This window comes from Aeromonas sp. Y311-2, assembly GCF_027706025.1.
Classification (GTDB): domain Bacteria; phylum Pseudomonadota; class Gammaproteobacteria; order Enterobacterales; family Aeromonadaceae; genus Aeromonas; species Aeromonas veronii.
In genome coordinates, this window is sequence record NZ_JAPDCL010000001.1 from 231938 (window position 1) to 249504 (window position 17567).

Sequence of the window (17567 nt, forward strand, 5' to 3'; positions counted from 1 at the left end):
CTTTTTCTTTTGGTGATGTGCTGAGGGACTATCCGGCCGCCTGTGTATCTGTGGTCATTGATCCGGATGAATGCTGTTGGATGTTCGCCGTGCCTGCCAGGAGTGCAGGCGCTGCTGCGCCCCGATGATGAAGACAAAAAAGACCGGTACGAAGAAGATGGCCAGCAGGGTGCCGCTGATCATGCCGCCGAACACGCCGGTGCCGATGGCATGCTGGGTCTCCGCGCTGGCGCCACTGGCGAGCATCAAGGGCACCACCCCGAGGGTGAAGGCCAGCGACGTCATCAGAATGGGGCGCAGGCGCAGGCGAGCAGCAGTAACAGCCGCATCAAGCAGCGAGCGCCCTTCACTGTGCAACTGGCGCGCAAACTCCACAATGAGGATGGCGTTCTTGGCCGACAGACCGATGATGGTGATCATGCCTACTTTAAAGAAGACGTCGTTGGGCATGCCGCGCAGCATCACGGCCGCGACGGCACCGAGCAGGCCCAGCGGCACCACCAGCATCACCGAGAGCGGGATCGACCAGCTCTCGTAGAGTGCCGCCAGCACCAGGAAGACCACCAGCGCGGACAACAGCATCAGCAGGGGTGCCTGCTCGGCCGACTGGCGCTCTTGCAACGACTGTCCCGTCCAGGCCAATGCGAAGCCTGGCGGCAATTGCGCCACCAGACGCTCCATCTCCGCCATCGCCGCTCCGCTGGAGATGCCGGGCGCTGCCCCCCCGGCAATACGCACGGCAGGGAAGCCATCGAAGCGCATCATCTGTTGCGGCGATTCGCGCCATTCCGGTGTCACCACCTCCCGCAGGGGCACCATGCCGCCGCTGGCATTGCGCACCCGCAGGCCGAGCACGTCATCGAGCTGCATGCGCGCCGACGCGTCTGCCTGCAGAATGACCTGCTGCATGTGCCCGCCGTTTGGGAAGTCGTTGACGTAGAGCGATCCCATCGCGGCCGACAGGGTACTGCTTACGCTGGCGAACGAGAGTCCCATGGCTTCGGCCTTCTGTCGGTTGATCTCGAGGTGAATACTCTCGCCGGGAGGCAGGTTGTCGGGATACACATCACTGACCACCTTGCTGTTGGCGGCCAGTTCCAGCAGTTGGGCCTGAGCGGCCAGCAGCGCGGCGTCCCCCCGGTTGGCTCTGTCTTGCAGGAACAGGGTGAAGCCGGAGGCGGTGCCCAGCTCGTCGATAGCGGGCGGCAGCAGGCTCATTACCGTGCCTTCAGGAATATTTGCCATGGCTGCTTGTGCCAGATCTGCCTCTTCGGCTGCCGTGGCGCCATGACGCTGATCCCAATCTTTGAGCATGGTGAAGGCCATGGCGGCATTGGGGCCAGCGCCGGAGAAGCTGAAGCCCTGCACCACCAGGTTGGTGTCTAGCGTCTCGCGAGAGACGACGTGAGCCTCGAAGGCCTTGACCACCTCAAGAGTACGCTCGCTGGTGGCGCCGGTTGGCAGCTGGATGGAGGTCATGAAGTAACCCTGATCCTCGTCCGGCAGGAAAGAGGAGGGCAGCTGGGCGGCAGCGAGGGCCAGCACGGCGCAGAGGGCGGCAAAGGTTGCCATCATCCGTCCACTGCGCCCGACCAGCCGGGTTACCCGCGCACCGTAGCCTGCCGTGAACCGCTCGAAACCCCGGTTGAAGGCACCGAAGAAGCCGCGTTTCTCATGATGACTCGGACTGACCGGACGCAGCAAGGTGGCGCAGAGCGCAGGCGTCAGGGTCAGGGCGAGGAAGGCCGAAATGAGGATCGACACCGCCATCGACAGGGTGAACTGCTGGTAGATGACCCCCACCGAGCCGCTGCCAAACGCCATGGGGAGGAACACCGCCGTGAGCACCAGGGTGATGCCGATCACCGCTCCGATGATCTCCTTCATGGCCTGCGAGGTCGCCTCCCGGGGCGACAGCCCCCGGGTGGCCATCAGGCGCTCGACATTCTCCACTACTACGATGGCGTCGTCGACTATGATGCCGATGGCCAGCACCATGCCGAACATGGTGAGGGAGTTGATCGAAAAACCGGCCAGCAGTATCACCGCGAAGGTGCCAAGCAGAGCGATGGGGGCGACGATGGCCGGGATCAGGGTGTAGCGCAGGTTCTGCAGGAAGAGAAACATCACCAGAAACACTAGCACCATGGCTTCCAGCAAGGTGTGCATCACCTTTTCGATGGAGACCTTGACGAAGGGGGCCGAGTCAAACGGGATCGAATAGGCCATGCCCGCCGGCAGCGTGGGGGCGAGCTGGGCGAGACGGGTGCGCACCGCATCTGCGGTACGCACGGCGTTGGCGCCGGGGGAGAGCTGGATGGCGGCGCTGGTGGCGGCCACGCCGTTCTCCCGGTTGGAAAAGGCGTAAGATTGCGCCCCCAGCTCGACCCGGGCGACATCACCCAGCACCAGCTTGGCGCCATCGCCACCGGCTCGCAGCACGATGGCGGCGAATGCCTCGGGGGTCGTCAGTTGGCCTTGAACCGTAAGGGGAACCGTCAGGCGCTGTCCCGGCAGGGCGGGTTCATCACCGAGGCGCCCCGGTGCAATCTGGATGTTCTGCTGCTCGATGGCCTGCGCCACCTCGCTGATGGTCAGCCCATAGGCGGCGAGTTTGGCCGGATCTACCCAGATGCGCATGGCCTGCTCGGCGCCAAACAGTTGCACTCGTCCTACCCCGTCGATGCGGCGCAACTCCTGCACAATATTGCGTGCCATGTAGTCGTTGAGGGCAACCTCATCGAAGCGGCCATCCGGTGAGGTCATGCCGACCATCATCAGAAAGCCGGATGTGGCGGACTCCACCTGCAGGCCGGTTTGCCGCACCGTTTGTGGCAAGCGAGGCTCGACCGCCTTGATGCGGTTTTGCACGTCCATCTGGGCCAGCTCCGGATCGGTGCCCGGCTTGAAGGTGGCGGTGATCTGCGCGCTGCCCGAGGCGTCCACCGACGACTCGAAGTAGAGCAGGTTCTTCACTCCCGACAGCTCGCGCTCGATAAGGCTCACCACCGCGTCGTTCAGGGTCTGGGGCGTGGCGCCCGGATAGGTGGCATAGAGGGTCACCGACACCGGCGCCACCGAGGGATAGCGGGAGATGGGGAGCTTGGGGATGGCGATGACCCCTGCCAGCACGATGAACAGGGCGATCACCCAGGCAAACACCGGGCGATGGATAAAAAACTGCGGCATGGATAACTCTCCGATTCAGCGAATGCCACCGTCAGCCGGTTGGCTGACGGCGGGTGGTTGCCAGGGGGAAGCTGTGACCTGAACCCCCGGGGTCAGACGGTCGATCCCTTCGATCACCACCTGTTGCCCGGCACTGAGCCCGGACGCGATGCGGTACTGGTTATTCACCAGTTCAGCGGTGTTGACCGGAACCAGCTGTGCCTGCTCCTGGCCATCCACCACCCACACACTGGTCTGACCCGATGTGCGAACTACCGCCTGCTGGGGCACGGTCAGGGCGTTGGCATAGCGGGCCCGGGGAATGCGCGCCTGCACATAGAGGCCGGGCAACAGGCGCCGCTCAGGGTTATCCACCAGCACTCGCAGCAGCACATCGCCGGTCCCGGCATCGACCTCGATGCCTGAGAAGAGGATGTGTCCCTGCATTCCCAGCGGTGTGCCATTGCTGCCGAGGATCTCCACCGCCAGTTCCGGTGCCGTTGAGCCAGCCTGCTGGCGCAAGGATTCCAGCACCGAGGCCGGTTGACGCACATCGACGTAGACCTGATCAATCTGCTGGATCCGGGCCATGGGAGTGGTATCGGTGGGGGACACCAGGGCCCCTTCACTCACCAGCGCCTGATCGATGCGTCCGGCGATGGGGGCTTCCACGCTGGCAAATTGCAGGTTCAGCTGGTGCCGGGCCAGGGTCGCCCTGGCCTGGGCTACATCGGCGGCCGCCTGATCCCGCAGGGAGACCGCATCGTCATAGGTCTGGCGGCTGATGGCGTCGGTGCGCAGCAGCGGCTGCAGGCGGTCAATCTGGATGCGGGCGCGGGCCAGCACGGCCTCGGCCCGTTGCAATGCGGCGGCGGCGCTGTCGACATCGGCCTTGAAGGGGGCCGGGTTTATCTGGAACAGCATTGTGCCTGCGCTGATCTCGGCGCCCTGCTCGAACAGGCGGCGCTGCACGATGCCGCTGATCTGGGCGCGAATGTCGGCGCTGCGCAGTGCCGCCACCCGGGCGGGCAGATCCTCGCTGATGACCAGCTCCCGACCAGTCAGAGTCAGCACCGATACCTGAGGAGGGGCGGGTGCCTCCTGCTCTTGCGGCGCGACATCGCAACCCGCCAACCCGAATGCGGCAATGACGGCGAGCAGGGCGCCCGCATACCGCTGTTTGACAAACATCATCCACTCACCTCGTTAAACCGTCTCTCCGGTGTGATGTGACCGGAGAGTGCATCGAGCGGCCATTATGGCGAGGGGCTATTGCGAATGATTCGAGGCTTTGTGGAGAATCCATGGAGGCGATGATAAAGTTCAACGCCACCTTTTTTCGAGTCCGACTATGTCCCATCTCAATGCTTCCGCCAGCCCGGCGGGCCAGTCACTGGTACTGATTGCAGAGGATGAAGCTGAGATCGCCGACATCCTCGCCGCTTACCTGCAACGTCATGGGTTGAGCTCCCTTCACGCCGCCGATGGCCGTGAAGCGCTGGCCATGCATCAGGCATTCAAACCCGATCTCCTGCTGCTGGATGTGCAGATGCCGCAGCTGGATGGCTGGCAGGTGCTCAGCGAGATCCGGGCGCGCGGCGATACGCCGGTGATCATGTTGACCGCCCTCGATCAGGATCTCGACAAGCTGATGGGGCTGCGCATGGGGGCGGATGACTATGTGGTCAAACCATTCAATCCGGCCGAAGTGGTGGCGCGAGTGCAGGCCGTGCTCAGGCGCACCCGGGCCGTAACGCCAGCCACGGCGAACGTGCTGCGGGTCGGCCAGTTTCAGATCGATCTGGATAGCCACGAGGCCAGCATTTTCCGCGATGACCAGCAGCAGGTGCTGGAGCTGACACTGACCGAGTTCAAGTTGCTCGCCTCTTTGATGCGGGCGCCGAAACGGGTGTTCAGTCGCGCCGAACTGCTGACTCACTGCTTGCCGGAGGGGGATACCCAGGAGCGTACGGTGGATAGCCACATCAGCAAGTTGCGCAAAAAACTGGAGACACACGGCATTCAGGGGGTCCCCGCCAGTGTCTGGGGCGTTGGCTATCGCTTCGGGGGCGATGCATGAAATCGGCGCCCGGCCTTCGCAGGCAGATCATCCGCTCTCTGGGTCTGATGACGCTTGGTATCATCTCCCTCGCGGTGATCGGCACCTATGTGTTTTATGGCATCGCCGTGGCGTTTGTGCCGGGTAGCATCTCCGAGACCTGGGTGCCCTCCAGAGTCGAGATGTTATGGATCGGCTCCACCATTCTCATTGCATTGGGGATGGCGCTGTACGTGGCGGTTCGCCTCTCTCGCCGCATCCTGACTCCGCTCAACTCGGTGGCAACCAGCCTGCGCGAGGTGGCCGAGGGCAAACTCGATGCCCGTGTGCCGGAGGATGAGCAGGCGATCGGGGAGACGGCGCAACTGGTGCGCGACTTCAACGCCATGGCCGAGCGGCTGCAGAGCATGACCCGCGAGCGGGAGTTCTGGAATGCCGCCATTGCCCACGAGTTGCGCACTCCGGTGACCATTTTGCGCGGCCGCTTGCAGGGGCTGGCCGAAGGGGTATTTCCTCCCAGCAGCGAACTCTTCGAGGGGTTGTTGCGTCAGGTGGAGGGGCTCAATCACCTGATCGAGGATTTGCGGGTATTGAGCCTCAACGACAGCGGCCATCTGGAGTTGCAGCGGACCGAGGTCAGGCTGGCCGACGAGCTTGCCGTGGTGCTTGAGGCGTTTGACAACCCTCTGGCGGCGAGCGGATTTGTGTTGCAGCGGGAGCTCGATAGCGAACTTCATGTCTGCTGCGATCTGTTTCGCATCCGTCAGGCCCTGATGGCGTTGTTGGAAAATGCCCAGAAGCACGCGCTGCCGGGTCTGCTGACCGTGCGGTTGCATCGCTCGGAGAGTGTGTGCGTCCTGAGTGTGGAAGATGAGGGGCCAGGCATCAGCGAGGAGATCGCCGCCTGTATCTTCGATGCGTTTCGTCGCGGAGATCCGTCACGCTCGCGCAAGAGCGGCGGCAGTGGACTCGGACTCGCCGTGGTCAAGGCGATTGCCGAGGCCCACGGCGGCAGTGCGGTTTGCCAAGCTACCGGGCGGGGAGGGAGCCGATTCGTGCTCTCCTGGCCCATCTCGGCCATGTCCGGTGGCCCTGAAATCTAGCCTGGGGTCGACAGGTTCTGATGAAGCTATACAGCTGACAGCTGCCCGCACAGGGGCGTTCGACAAGCGACCGTTATAGGGTTTTCTACCGCTTGTGCCGGGTGAGCAGGAGGGGTTTGGACATGGCTCATTTGGCGCGAAATCATGGTTTTTACCGCTAAAAATTGAAACCGTTTTCAGAAATCCTTTTCAACTGTGATCCGCTTCAAAGCTTTTTCGGGCGCCAACCTCTAGCATTGGCTCCACGAATTAGGGGCTAGCGCTCCCGATTTTCCCGCTGTGGGAGGTAACCGGATGATCCGGCTATTTCCTTCGTTACTTTCGACGGTCATCATGGATGGCCGTTTTTTTTTGAGTTATTTCACGGTAAAGGGTCGAGCCGCTGGCGCTTTACCGTTAAAATTCCGCTTTTGCACTTGCCCGTGAGTCTTGATGTCTGCGTCCACCCTCTCTTCGGATAGTTATGCCCTGCTCGCCACCCTGCAATTGCAGCGCGTTGCCAGTACCCGTTTGCTGCAAGAACAACTGGCGATAGGCCATGCCCTGATCGATAAACTGACCCGATTGCAGGATGCGGGGCTGGTCAGATTGCGCGGGGAGCAGCAGTGGAGCCTGACCGCCGAAGGGACGCTGGCGCTGATCCTGGGGGTGCGTGCCGGTCTCTGCCCGGCGCCGGACTGGAGCCGGGTGCCCTCATTGACCGGGCAGGATCTCACCCATGCGGTGGTGCGCGAGCTCTGCCGCGGCAAGGCGGGGGAGATCCCGACCTATTTCTCGGCCAGCGATCTGCTGACCCTGCTCGATACCCCGGACGCTCACCAGTTGCTGGCGGGCTCCAGCCCCGCCTGGCAGCAAATGTTGTTGGAGCACTTCTCGCTGCAACTCTTGCTCGATGCCCCCTATGAAGAGCGCTGGCCGCTGGCCAATGCGCTGGTGCGCTGCGTTCCCGAGGTGCAAGCTCGGGCCAAAGCGTTCGAGGCGGAGTGGCGCTGGCTCTGCGGGGATGGCGAGAGCACATCGCCAACCGGCGAGGACCAGGATGCCGCCCCCGGCTGGCCAGCCCTGCAGGCGCTGGCCCAGCAGAGCCAGAACGGCCCGCTTGGCGAGCGACTGCTCACCGCGCTGGGCCAGTGGCAGGCAACCGATGAGGGTGAGGCGGGCCAGTGGCCCCATTCATTCAGCGCCCTGCTCTGGCTTGGCTGGTTGCAGCAGGCCGATCCCGTCATCGCCAGCGAACAGCGCAAGAAGTGGCAGCGCAGTCTGACTGGCCAGTTCCCCCTGCTTGCCGATCTGCTCAGCCAGTGGGCGGGCGATCGCCACGGTCAGGCGGTCGGCCTGTTCGATACCCTGCAGCTGCCGGTGGAGGAGCTCCACTGGGGCTATCTCTGGCTCGATCTCTGCGCGCTGGCCCGTCACGGTGCACAGAGCCCGCAGGTGGCCATGTTGCACAAGTGGGATCTCTCCCATCTGCTCGATGCCGAGCCCCATCATCGCCTGATGGCCTTTTGTCAGGATCTGCTGCGCATCTTGTTGGGCGAGGCGGCCAAAGGGGCGCCCCTGTGCCAACTGCGCGGCAGTGAGGAGAGTGCGCAAGAGGGCAGTGATGAGCAGGATGATGACGGGGACGAGGATAAAACCGCGGCCTCTGCCAGCTGGCTCAACTGGCTGCAGGGACTGGGACGCGCCAGTGGCGTACGCAAGCCGCAAGAGCGGTTGGTGTGGCTGCTCCATGCCGACGGCCCCGAGCTGGAGTGCAAGATCCAGAAACTGAGCACCAAGGGGGAGTGGACCGCCGGTCGCCGAGTCGATCCGGCCCTGCTCTCTACCCAGTATGCCGCCATGCTCGATGAGCACGACTGGGCACTGGTCCGCACCCTGCCACGGGTGATGGGACGACTGCCGCGGGATGTCTGGGCGCCGCTGGCCGATCACCCCCGTTTGTTCAACGCCAAGGGGCAAAAGCTGCAACTGGCCATCAGCGCCCCCCTGCTGCAGGTGGTGGCCACCGAACAGGGGATGAGCGCGCAGCTCTGCCCCGATGCGGCCGCCCGCGGGGCCCATATCATGCCGCTGGCGCAGGATCTGTGGCAGCTGATCCTCACTCCGCAGCCGCTGCTCGACCGCTTGCCTGCGCTCGAATCTATCCCGCTGCTGCCCGCCGAGGGGCTGGCCGAGCTGCAACGCACCTTGGACGCCATTCCCGAGCTGCCTTGGCACAGTCAGGTTGCGGGGCTTAGCGGCAACGCCGAACTGGCTCCCTGGCTGGGCATTCCTTCGGTGCAACTGGATTGGCAGGATGGTCAGCTGTCGGTCAAGCTGGTGACCCGCTTTGAGGATCTGCCGCCCCAGCCCCTTGGCAAGGGGGAGGCGATCGTGCGGCAGGGGATCAAGGCGTACCACTACTGGCAGCGGGATCTCGCGGCCGAGAAGCTGCAGGCCCAGTTGCTGCGCAATCAATTGCCCATCGGCCTGCCCGGCAGCGAGTGGCTGCTGCAGGGGGAACAGGCGCTGGCGCTGGTCAATGCCCTGCCAGAGCTGGTGGACGCCGGTGTGGTCATTCACTGGCATCAGGACAGCGCTCGCCTCAAGAGCCTTGATGAAGCGGCTCTGAGCCTGCACATCGAGCGGCGGCAGGACTGGTTCCAGGTCGAAGGGGCGCTGGCCCTCGATGAGCACCAGATCCTCGACCTGCGCCTTATTCTGCGCCAGATGACCCCGGGCCAGCGTACCGTTCAGCTCGACGAGAAGACCAGCCTGATGCTGAGCGACAAGCTGGTGGAGCGGCTCACCATGCTGGGGGCCATGCTCGATGAAGAGCAGCGCATCAACAACAAGCTGGCCTATCCCCTGACCCGTCTGCTCTCGGTCATTACCACCGAAGGGGATGCGGCGTGGCAATCCCTGCAGCAGGAGTGGCAGCAGGAGGTCGATTGCCCGGACGAGTTGCTTACCTCCCTGCGAGACTATCAGAAAGAGGGGGTGCGCTGGATGGCGACCCTGGCCCATCACGGTTTTGGTGCCTGTCTGGCCGATGACATGGGTCTGGGCAAGACGCTGCAGGCGCTTATCGTGCTGCGGATGCGCCAGCACCTTGGCCCTGCGCTGGTAGTAGTACCCAAGTCAGTGGTCACCAACTGGCAGGAGGAGGTGACCCGTTTCGCCCCCGAGCTTGATGTGGTGGTGTTCGAGAACCCGGCCGAGCGGGAGGGGATGATTCGCGAGGCCAAGGCCGGTCAGGTGATCCTCATCAACTACGGCATGCTCGGCAGCCTGGCGGAGGCGCTCAAGTCCCGCCGCTGGTCTTCCATGGTGCTTGATGAGGCCCAGCAGATCAAAAACGCCGGCACCCAGCGCGCCAAGCTGCTGTTCCAGCTCGACGGCGATTTTCGCCTCGCCCTCTCCGGCACCCCCATCGAAAACCATCTGGGGGAGCTGTGGAGTCTCTTCACTTTTATCAACCCGGGGCTGCTCGGCAGCCTTGGCGAGTTCAAGCGTCGCTTTGGCAAAGCGGTCAAGGATCCCCAGCACATGGCGCAGCTGCGGGCGGTGATCAGCCCCTTCATCCTGCGCCGTCTCAAGCAGCAGGTGCTGACCGAGCTGCCGGACAAGACCGAGATCATCCACCACATCAGCCTCTCCCCCGAAGAGCGCCAGCTCTACGAGGCGACCCGGCGGGAAGTGGTGCAGCAGGTGCAAAGCGCCGATGGCCGCGCCCTGATGCATGTATTGAGTGGCCTGACCCGACTGCGCCGCCTATGCTGCTCGCCGGAGCTGGTGATGCCCGAGTGGTCGCAAACCAGCAGCAAGCTGGACGAGGCGATGGCGCTGCTGGAGGAGGCTATTGACGGTGGTCATCGGGTGCTGGTGTTCAGCCAGTTCGTCGACCTGCTGAGCCTGTTGCGGGCCCGCATCGAGCAGAAATCCTGGGATTACTGCTATCTGGATGGCGGCTGCTCCGCCAAGTCCCGTCAGGACTCCATCCTGCGTTTTCGTCATGAGGAGGTGCCGCTGTTCCTCATCAGCCTCAAGGCAGGGGGGACCGGCCTCAACCTCACCCAGGCCGATACCGTGCTGCACCTCGATCCCTGGTGGAACCCGGCGGTGGAAGATCAGGCGAGCGATCGGGCGCACCGCATGGGCCAGACCCAGCCGGTGACCGTGTACCGGCTGGTGTGCGAGCAGACGGTGGAGGAGAAGATCGTCGCCCTGCACGACGAGAAGCGGGCGCTGGCCGATGGCCTGCTGAGCGGCCAGTCCGAGGTGCGCGGGCTGGATGTGGAGAGCCTGCGGGCCCTGCTGATGGGCTGATTGGCGACGCCACCTTTCATACCGCCTATCGATACAGAAAAGGGGAGAGCATCCAGAGATGTTCTCCCCTTTCTTGTTTGGGACGCAGATGCGGGATACTCGTTTATGGCGGCAAGGCGGCTCGGTTATTCCTGCGCCATTCATCCCTGATAGAGATAGAGGTGCAGCCGCTCGATGATGGGCTCGCCGCCAATCTTGCGATCTCGCCGCGCCTGCCGGCTCTTGGGGGGATAGTTGCCCAGATGGGTGACTGCAGGCGGGGTATCCGAGCATAGCAGCAGAGGCAGGCTCGCCTTGATCTGCTGCTTGCGCGGGGTGCGCTCCAGCCAGAGCAGGTTGATCATCGGGTGGGTCTTGACCGGGCGGCGGATCCGCAGCTCGGCATCGGCGGGCAGACGGCGAATGTCATAGACCTCCTGATCCACCATCTTGCTCCACTCCTCGTTGTTGGAGAGGGCCGGTATATAGCGGCGGCTGCGCTCCAGCATCTCAAGCACCTGCTCGCGACTGAGGCGATTGATGGTCTGCTTGTCGGCCCAGGTAAAGCCGAGGGATTGCAGCTCCCCCGCCAGCAGGGTCAGCTTGCGGTAGACCTGCAGGGTGATCACGCCGGGCAGGGCGGTATGTACCAGTTCGAACTTCTCGTCCCGTCCCCCCGCCTGCTGCACCAGCCCCTTGAAATCGAGCTTTTGCTGGTTGATTTGGTCGATCAGCGGTTGCAGCAAGGGGGCTGCGGCAGCAGGAAAGCGCAACCAGCCGGGCAGCCGATGAGTTGCCTTGGTGGAGCAGCCGGGGCGGGCGCTGTGGTCCTGATAGGCGGCGAGGGTGGCTGCCAGCGCGGCTTCACCGTTGAGATAGCCCACCTCAATTTGCTCGATCGGGTCGTGCTCTTCCCCCTGTGCAACCGGGGGGAGGGGATAGACATGAGCCTCCTGCAGGTCGAGCTGGCAAAGCAGATCGGCCAGCTGGTTGAGAGAGGCTTCAATGGCGGCCATCTGTTGACGCAGGGCGGCGGTCGGGGTAAAGGTATCCATCGATGATCCTGTGGTCTGACCCGCTGTTGACGACATCAGGTATGACATCGCTGCGGGTAGCAAAACTACTGTATAAATAAACATACCAGCATGCGGTTGGAGTGCCAAGAGGCACTTTGAGGAGGGGGCAATGTGCGCCTCTGAATGGGGATGTGGTGATGGTTTTATTTATGTTTCAGGGTGTTAAATAAAGATCTCCACAAGATCATTAAATTAACATTCACGTGTAACTCCGCTGTTGCCAGCTGTTCACACCTTGTCCATCCCTGCATATGTAAAGCAGTAAAATGCATATATATATGGGTGCCATGCAGCACAATATGCTGTGCGACTCTGCTGGCCAACCGTCAAAATAATTATTTGTTTAAAATCAAAGCGTTAAAATTAAACCCTGCCGTTTTTAGACATTAGATTTACTAATGTAACGTATCAAAATTCGTCAATTGAGTCGGCCCTGCTCCCTGACTAAGCTTTGCGCATCAAATAAAGCCCAGTGCGTAAACAAATATTCAGAGGAGCCACATCATGGCCAACATGACTTATACCGAAACCGGTTACCAGCATTCCAGCCAATTGAATCTGGTTGCTCGCGTTAAAATGACCGTTCTGACCTGGCTGGAGCGCAGCCGCAGCCGTCGCCAGCTCTCCGAGCTGCCCGAGTACCTGCTCAAAGACATCGGCCTGAACGAAGCTGACCGTTATCAAGAGACCACCAAGCCGTTCTGGCGTGGTTGATCTGCCGGGCATGGATGCCTTGTTTTTCTGCTGAGTCGTTTGCTGTTCTGCTCCTGTGGCGTCCAGCCGCCAGGTCTGTCATTGTCTGTTTTATCTCCCCCCGTTTTCCCCCGTTATTTATTGATCCTTTTTCCTTTCATATTTATTCCATATCGCTACTGCCATTGCTGTCATCGTTCGATTGTTATCACACTTGTATCGTTAATGTTTGAATTTGTTTAAAAAACGATTTTAAGCCGCGATGCCTTGCGTATAATCCGGCCATAGTATTCCAGAGCGAGAGGGTGAGACGGATGATTCCCCAGCACGATTTTTTGGCCTTGACCCGCAGCCATGAGTGGCAGCTTGAGCCCTTTGAATTTGCCCTGTCCGATGGTGCGCGGGTCAGCGTCTGGGATACCGGCGTGCTCTGTCTGGAGCCTGCCAGTGGCGCGGGCGGCCAGCCGGGAGGGCGCAAGGATATCGTCCTCTCCTGCGGTATCCACGGCAACGAGACTGCCCCCATCGAGATTTGCAACCAACTGCTGAGCCGTCTGCTCTCAGGCGAGCTGAGCGCCCGCCATCGGGTGCTGTTCCTGTTTGGCAATCCGGCGGCGATGAATCTGGGGCTGCGGGAGGTGGAGGAGAACATGAACCGGCTCTTCTCCGGTGCTCACAGCAAGGGGGAGGGGCTCTGCAATCGGGAGCGGATCCGTGCCATGCGTCTCGAGCAGTATGTGAGCCGCTTCTTTGCCGATCCGGCTCGTCCCCGCTACCACTACGATCTGCACACCGCCATTCGCGGCTCGCGCCACGAGAAGTTTGCCGTCTACCCCTTTCCCCATGAGCGGCCTCACTGCCGCGAGCAGGTGCAGTTCCTCGGCGCCTGCGGGGTGCGTACTATTCTGCTCTCCGCTAGTCCGACCACGACCTTCAGCTACTACAGCTCCCGCCAGCATGGTGCCCACGCCTTTACGGTGGAGTTGGGCAAGGTGCGCCCGTTTGGCGAGAACGATATGACCCGCTTTATCGAAACCCGCCAAGCGCTGCAGGAGCTGGTTACTCAGGATGAGGTGGCGCTGGAGCCGTGGCGGGCGGATGATTTCACCCTGTTTGCCATCGATCGGGTGATCACCAAAAAATCGGCGGACTTTCGCTTCCTGTTTGCCAGCGATGTCGACAACTTCACCGAATTCCCGCAAGGGTTCGTGCTGGCCGAGGATGGCGAGCTTCGCTACACGGTCGAGAAGCCGCGTGAGGCGGTAGTCTTCCCCAATGCCAATGTGGCGATCGGCCAGCGCACCGTGCTGATGGTGGTGCCGACAAGGCTCTGGGAATAGCGGTGATAGTTTTTCCTTCAGAGCGGTGATGCATCCGCAGGCGGCGCCAAGCCATTGTTTTCGTCGGTGGCTCAGACACAGCAGCGGTTAGCCGCAGTAATAAAAGGGGCCAGTCAGATGACTGGCCCCGTTTTTTATCGGGTTCAAGCGGTGAGGCTTAGCTGTTGTTCTTCACAAACAGGGTCAGCTCCTGACCGGGCTTGAGGTAATCCCCTTTATCCAGCTGATTCCAGCGCATCACATCGTTGATGGCCACCTGGAAGCGAGCCGCGATGGAGGAGATGGAGTCGCCACGGCGAACCTGATACACCATCGATTTGTCGCTCTTCTTCCCTTGCTTGGGATAGACCACCAGCTTCATGCCTGGCTTGAGCGCCGACTTGGCATTCAGACCATTCCACTTGGCGAGCTCTTCGTGGGAGACGCCGTGTGCCTGGCTGATGCTCCACAGGTTGTCACCCGAGCGCACCTTGTAACTGACTTTGGCCTTCTGGCTGCTGCCACGGCTTGCCAGCTGTTGCGGTTTGCTGGCGGAGCTGGCCTTGCTGCTGACCTGACCGTGGGTCGGGATCACCAGTTGCTGACCGCGACGCAGGTTGTTGCTGCGCAGATTGTTGGCCAGCTTCAGCTCACTCACGCTGACGCCATGATTCTGGGCAATGCGCGACAGGGTATCGCCACTGGTGACCTGATAGGAGCGGGTACGAATACGCTCGCTCTTGGGCAGATCGGCCAGTGCCAGCTCCAGGGTATCGGCATATTCTACCGGTACCAGCAGGCGGTAAGGACCACGGGGCGACATCACACCACGGCTCAGGGCCGGATTGACCTCCTTGAGCTGTGAGGTGCGCAGACCTGCCAGTTGGGCGGCCACATTCAGATCGATCTGGCTGCCGGTCTCCACCACTCGCAGCTTCGGCTCGTTGGCGAGCACCGGCAACTGGATATTGTACTTGTCCGCATTGCTGATCATGTCAGCCATGGCGAGGATCTTGGGCACATACATCCGGGTTTCGCGCGGCAGATCGAGCGACCAGTAGTCGGTCGGCTTGCCTGCGCGCTGATTACGCTGGATGGCGTTGCGCACCCGTCCTTCACCGGCATTGTAGGCGGCCAGCGTCTGCAGCCAGTCACCGTCAAAGAAGCGGTTCAGGTACTCCAGATAGTCGAGCGCCGCATTGGTGGAGGCCAGCACATCGCGCCGTCCGTCATACCAGTTGTCGTGGCGCAGACCGAAGTTTCTGCCTGTCGCTGGCACAAACTGCCAGAGTCCGACGGCATTGCTGCGGGATCGGGCATGAGGATCAAACATGCTCTCGATCATCGGGACAGTAATAAGCTCCATTGGCAGCTCACGCCGTTCAATCTCCTCTACCATCAGATAGAGGTAGGGTTCAGCCCGGCTGGCAATGGTCGCCAGATGCTTATCATTGCGCAACAGCCACTCACGTTGCTGGCGGATGCGCGGGTTGTCCGGAGTTTCCAGTTGCATATCATCGCTGATACGCACCCACAGATTGTCCGTATCTTCCATTTCGTCCAGCTGTTCATCGCCAAACAGAAAATGGGAAGAGTGTTTTTTATGCGCTTTTTTCTTGACCTGGGGGGACTTGATCGGCTCGATTGCCGTTAGCGCCCGGTCATCCTGATGGCTCAGGTTTTGGCAGCCGCTGAGCAACAGCGCTGCCAATAAGGCCGTTCGTACCTTCATCTCGTTCCGGTCATTTTTAGGAAAAACAGCTCGCATCATAAGGGGCAATGGCCCCCTGATCAAGGTTTGTTCAAAAAACGTCCTTCCACTGACGCAGGATGGTGAAGGTATCTACCGGATTTTCCACGCATTTTAGCCCGTGCTTTTCAGCAGAAAATTTCACTGAATCCTGTTCGCAGCGCAGAAAAATGTTGAAAGCGCGTTCGTCACCCAGCCGGCTTGGCAGGCTTGGCAGCCCCTGTTGCCGCAGTTTGCTGATCAGCCCGATCTGGCGGCGGATCGCCGGGTTGTCCGGCTCGACCGCATAGGCAAAACGCAGGTTTGAGAGGGTGTACTCGTGGGCACAATAAATGAGGGTCTCATCGGGCAGAGCGGCGAGTCGTTGCAGCGAGTGGTACATCTGCTCCGGCGTCCCTTCAAACAGGCGGCCACAACCGGCCGAGAAGAGGGTATCGCCACAAAACAGCATGCCGTTACCGTGGTAGGCGATGTGGCCGCGAGTGTGCCCGGGCACATGGATCACCTCGAGGGCGAGGCCGTGCCAGTTGATCTGATCGCCATCTTCCAGCCACTGACCGTGGTGATCCGGCATCGGGTCAAGTTTGGGGCCATAGAGCCGGGCGTGGGGGAAGTGGGCAAGCAGGTCGGTGACGCCCCCGACATGGTCGTGATGGTGATGGGTCAGCAGGATGGCATCGAGCACCAGCCCCAATGCCTCGAGCCGCTCCAGCACGGGTGCCGCATCGCCCGGATCGACCACCAGACAGTGATTTTCGTGGCGGATCAACCAGATGTAGTTGTCATTAAAGGCTGGAACTGTGATCACTGGATACATGAGTCTGCTTCTCTTTAGGGAGGGTATCTTATATAACAGGATGGCGTTCGAAACCCCGAGTTGAGCCCTATTATGCAGGTGGCACGTACCGAACAACAAATCGAGATCCCGACCAGCTGGTCTGCATTGCCTATGGGGGACTGGGTGGCGGCCGAGATCCAGGATCGGCTCGACAACTGGTGCCCCAATCTGTTTGGGTATCATCTGCTGAAAATTGGCGCCCTGAGCGCTGAACTCTCCTGCAAACGCTCCTCCATTCGTCACCAGATCGGGGTCGCCCCCGGCGGGCGGCTGCTCGACATGTATGGCGATCCCCTCGATCTGCCGGTGCGGACCGGCAGCGTCGATGCCTGCCTGCTGGCCCACTGCCTCGATTTCTCTGCCGATCCTCATCAGGTGTTGCGCGAAGCCGAAAGGGTGCTGACCGACGATGGCTGGCTGATCATCAGTGGTTATAACCCCATGAGTCTGGTCGGGATCGGTCACTGTGTGCCGTTCTTGCGGCGCAGAATGCCCTGGTCGGCACGGATGTTCACCCCGGGGCGGGTGACGGACTGGTTGCATCTGCTGGGATGCGAGGTGATGTTCGACGAGCGTTTCGGTTACTCGTTTATGGGGAAACAGAGCTGGCACAGTTGGTGGCGGGAGAGTGTCGGGCGGGATTATTGCAGGGCATTTGCATCGGTATACGTGATTGCGGCCCGTAAACGGCGCTTTCCACTTATCCCGGTGCGGCGGCGCTGGCAGCTGCCAAAGTCCCTCGCCACACCGGGAATGGCCCGTCAGGGCTGGTAGCCGGTATCTTCGGCCAGACCCTTGCCGCAGGCGGCCTCTCTGGCCAGCTCGTCGCACCGTTCGTTCTCCGGGTGGCCGGAGTGACCCTTCACCCAGAGCCACTCAATCTGGTGGCGACCCACTTCCGCATCCAGCTCCTTCCAGAGATCGACGTTCTTGACCGGTTGCCGGTTGGCGGTCATCCACCCTTTCTTCTTCCAGCCGATGATCCACTGGGTGATCCCCTGGCGGACATACTGGCTGTCGGTGGTGAGGCGCACCTTGCACGGTTCGTTGAGGGTGCGCAGCCCCATGATAGCGGCCATCAGCTCCATCCGGTTATTGGTGGTCAACCTGAATCCTGCGGAAATCTCTTTGCGGTGCTTGCCGTAGACCATCACGGCCCCGTAACCACCCGGGCCCGGATTGCCGAGGCAGGAGCCGTCGGTATAGACATCAATCTGTTTTAACATGAGCAATCAATCTGTTTTAACATGAGGCTTGGGGTAAACTAGCGAGTA

General features: G+C 61.4%; 12 protein-coding genes. 6 read left to right on the plus strand and 6 right to left on the minus strand.

What is annotated here, in order from left to right; all coding sequences use genetic code 11:
* Positions 1-54 precede the first annotated feature (54 nt).
* A complete protein-coding gene (locus OKC42_RS01065; protein WP_270818959.1) occupies positions 55-3189 on the minus strand; it encodes a multidrug efflux RND transporter permease subunit in 3135 nt (1044 codons plus the stop codon).
* 15 nt (positions 3190-3204) lie between these two features.
* Positions 3205-4362, minus strand: coding sequence for an efflux RND transporter periplasmic adaptor subunit (locus OKC42_RS01070; RefSeq protein WP_270818960.1), 1158 nt, complete (start codon positions 4360-4362; stop codon positions 3205-3207).
* A gap of 157 nt (positions 4363-4519) precedes the next feature.
* Here OKC42_RS01070 and OKC42_RS01075 point away from each other — a divergent pair, with 157 nt between their 5' ends.
* From OKC42_RS01075 to OKC42_RS01085, 3 genes are all read left to right on the plus strand, one after another.
* The gene (locus tag OKC42_RS01075) at positions 4520-5248 is read left to right on the plus strand and encodes a response regulator (protein WP_270818961.1); all 729 of its coding nucleotides are present in this window, start codon (positions 4520-4522) and stop codon (positions 5246-5248) included.
* Positions 5245-6330: an ATP-binding protein gene (locus OKC42_RS01080; RefSeq protein WP_270818962.1), complete on the plus strand. Its 1086-nt coding sequence runs from the start codon at positions 5245-5247 to the stop codon at positions 6328-6330. The genes OKC42_RS01075 and OKC42_RS01080 overlap by 4 nt, the downstream gene beginning before the upstream one ends.
* A 432-nt stretch (positions 6331-6762) precedes the next feature.
* A complete protein-coding gene (locus OKC42_RS01085) occupies positions 6763-10638 on the plus strand; it encodes a DEAD/DEAH box helicase (RefSeq protein ID WP_270818963.1) in 3876 nt (1291 codons plus the stop codon).
* A gap of 140 nt (positions 10639-10778) precedes the next feature.
* Here the strand turns inward: OKC42_RS01085 and OKC42_RS01090 are convergent, their stop codons facing one another.
* Complete coding sequence (locus OKC42_RS01090; RefSeq protein WP_270818964.1) at positions 10779-11672, minus strand: DNA replication terminus site-binding protein; 894 nt, start codon at positions 11670-11672, stop codon at positions 10779-10781.
* A 525-nt stretch (positions 11673-12197) separates the two neighbouring features.
* Between OKC42_RS01090 and OKC42_RS01095 the strand changes: the two genes are divergently transcribed.
* Together OKC42_RS01095 and astE are read left to right on the plus strand one after the other, a co-directional pair.
* Positions 12198-12407 (plus strand): DUF1127 domain-containing protein, encoded by a 210-nt coding sequence (locus tag OKC42_RS01095; RefSeq protein ID WP_005337823.1) that lies wholly within the window; start codon positions 12198-12200, stop codon positions 12405-12407.
* Positions 12408-12700: 293 nt separating this feature from the next.
* Positions 12701-13726: a succinylglutamate desuccinylase gene (gene astE, locus OKC42_RS01100; RefSeq protein ID WP_270818965.1), complete on the plus strand. Its 1026-nt coding sequence runs from the start codon at positions 12701-12703 to the stop codon at positions 13724-13726.
* A gap of 157 nt (positions 13727-13883) precedes the next feature.
* On the opposite strand, the gene OKC42_RS01105 is transcribed toward astE, so the two are convergent.
* Positions 13884-15437 carry a lytic transglycosylase gene (locus OKC42_RS01105; RefSeq protein ID WP_058055865.1) on the minus strand — a complete coding sequence of 518 codons (1554 nt, stop codon included), beginning with the start codon at positions 15435-15437 and terminating at the stop codon, positions 13884-13886.
* A gap of 70 nt (positions 15438-15507) precedes the next feature.
* On the minus strand, positions 15508-16272 hold the full coding sequence (gloB, locus tag OKC42_RS01110; protein WP_216950460.1) for a hydroxyacylglutathione hydrolase: 765 nt from the start codon (positions 16270-16272) through the stop codon (positions 15508-15510).
* A gap of 72 nt (positions 16273-16344) precedes the next feature.
* On the opposite strand from gloB, the gene OKC42_RS01115 reads away from it, so the two are divergent.
* Positions 16345-17067 carry a methyltransferase domain-containing protein gene (locus OKC42_RS01115; RefSeq protein ID WP_162516067.1) on the plus strand — a complete coding sequence of 241 codons (723 nt, stop codon included), beginning with the start codon at positions 16345-16347 and terminating at the stop codon, positions 17065-17067.
* Here the strand turns inward: OKC42_RS01115 and rnhA are convergent.
* Entirely contained in the window at positions 17055-17519 is a 465-nt protein-coding gene (gene rnhA / locus OKC42_RS01120; protein WP_270818966.1) for a ribonuclease HI, read from the minus strand. The genes OKC42_RS01115 and rnhA overlap by 13 nt on opposite strands.
* Positions 17520-17567: the final 48 nt, after the last annotated feature.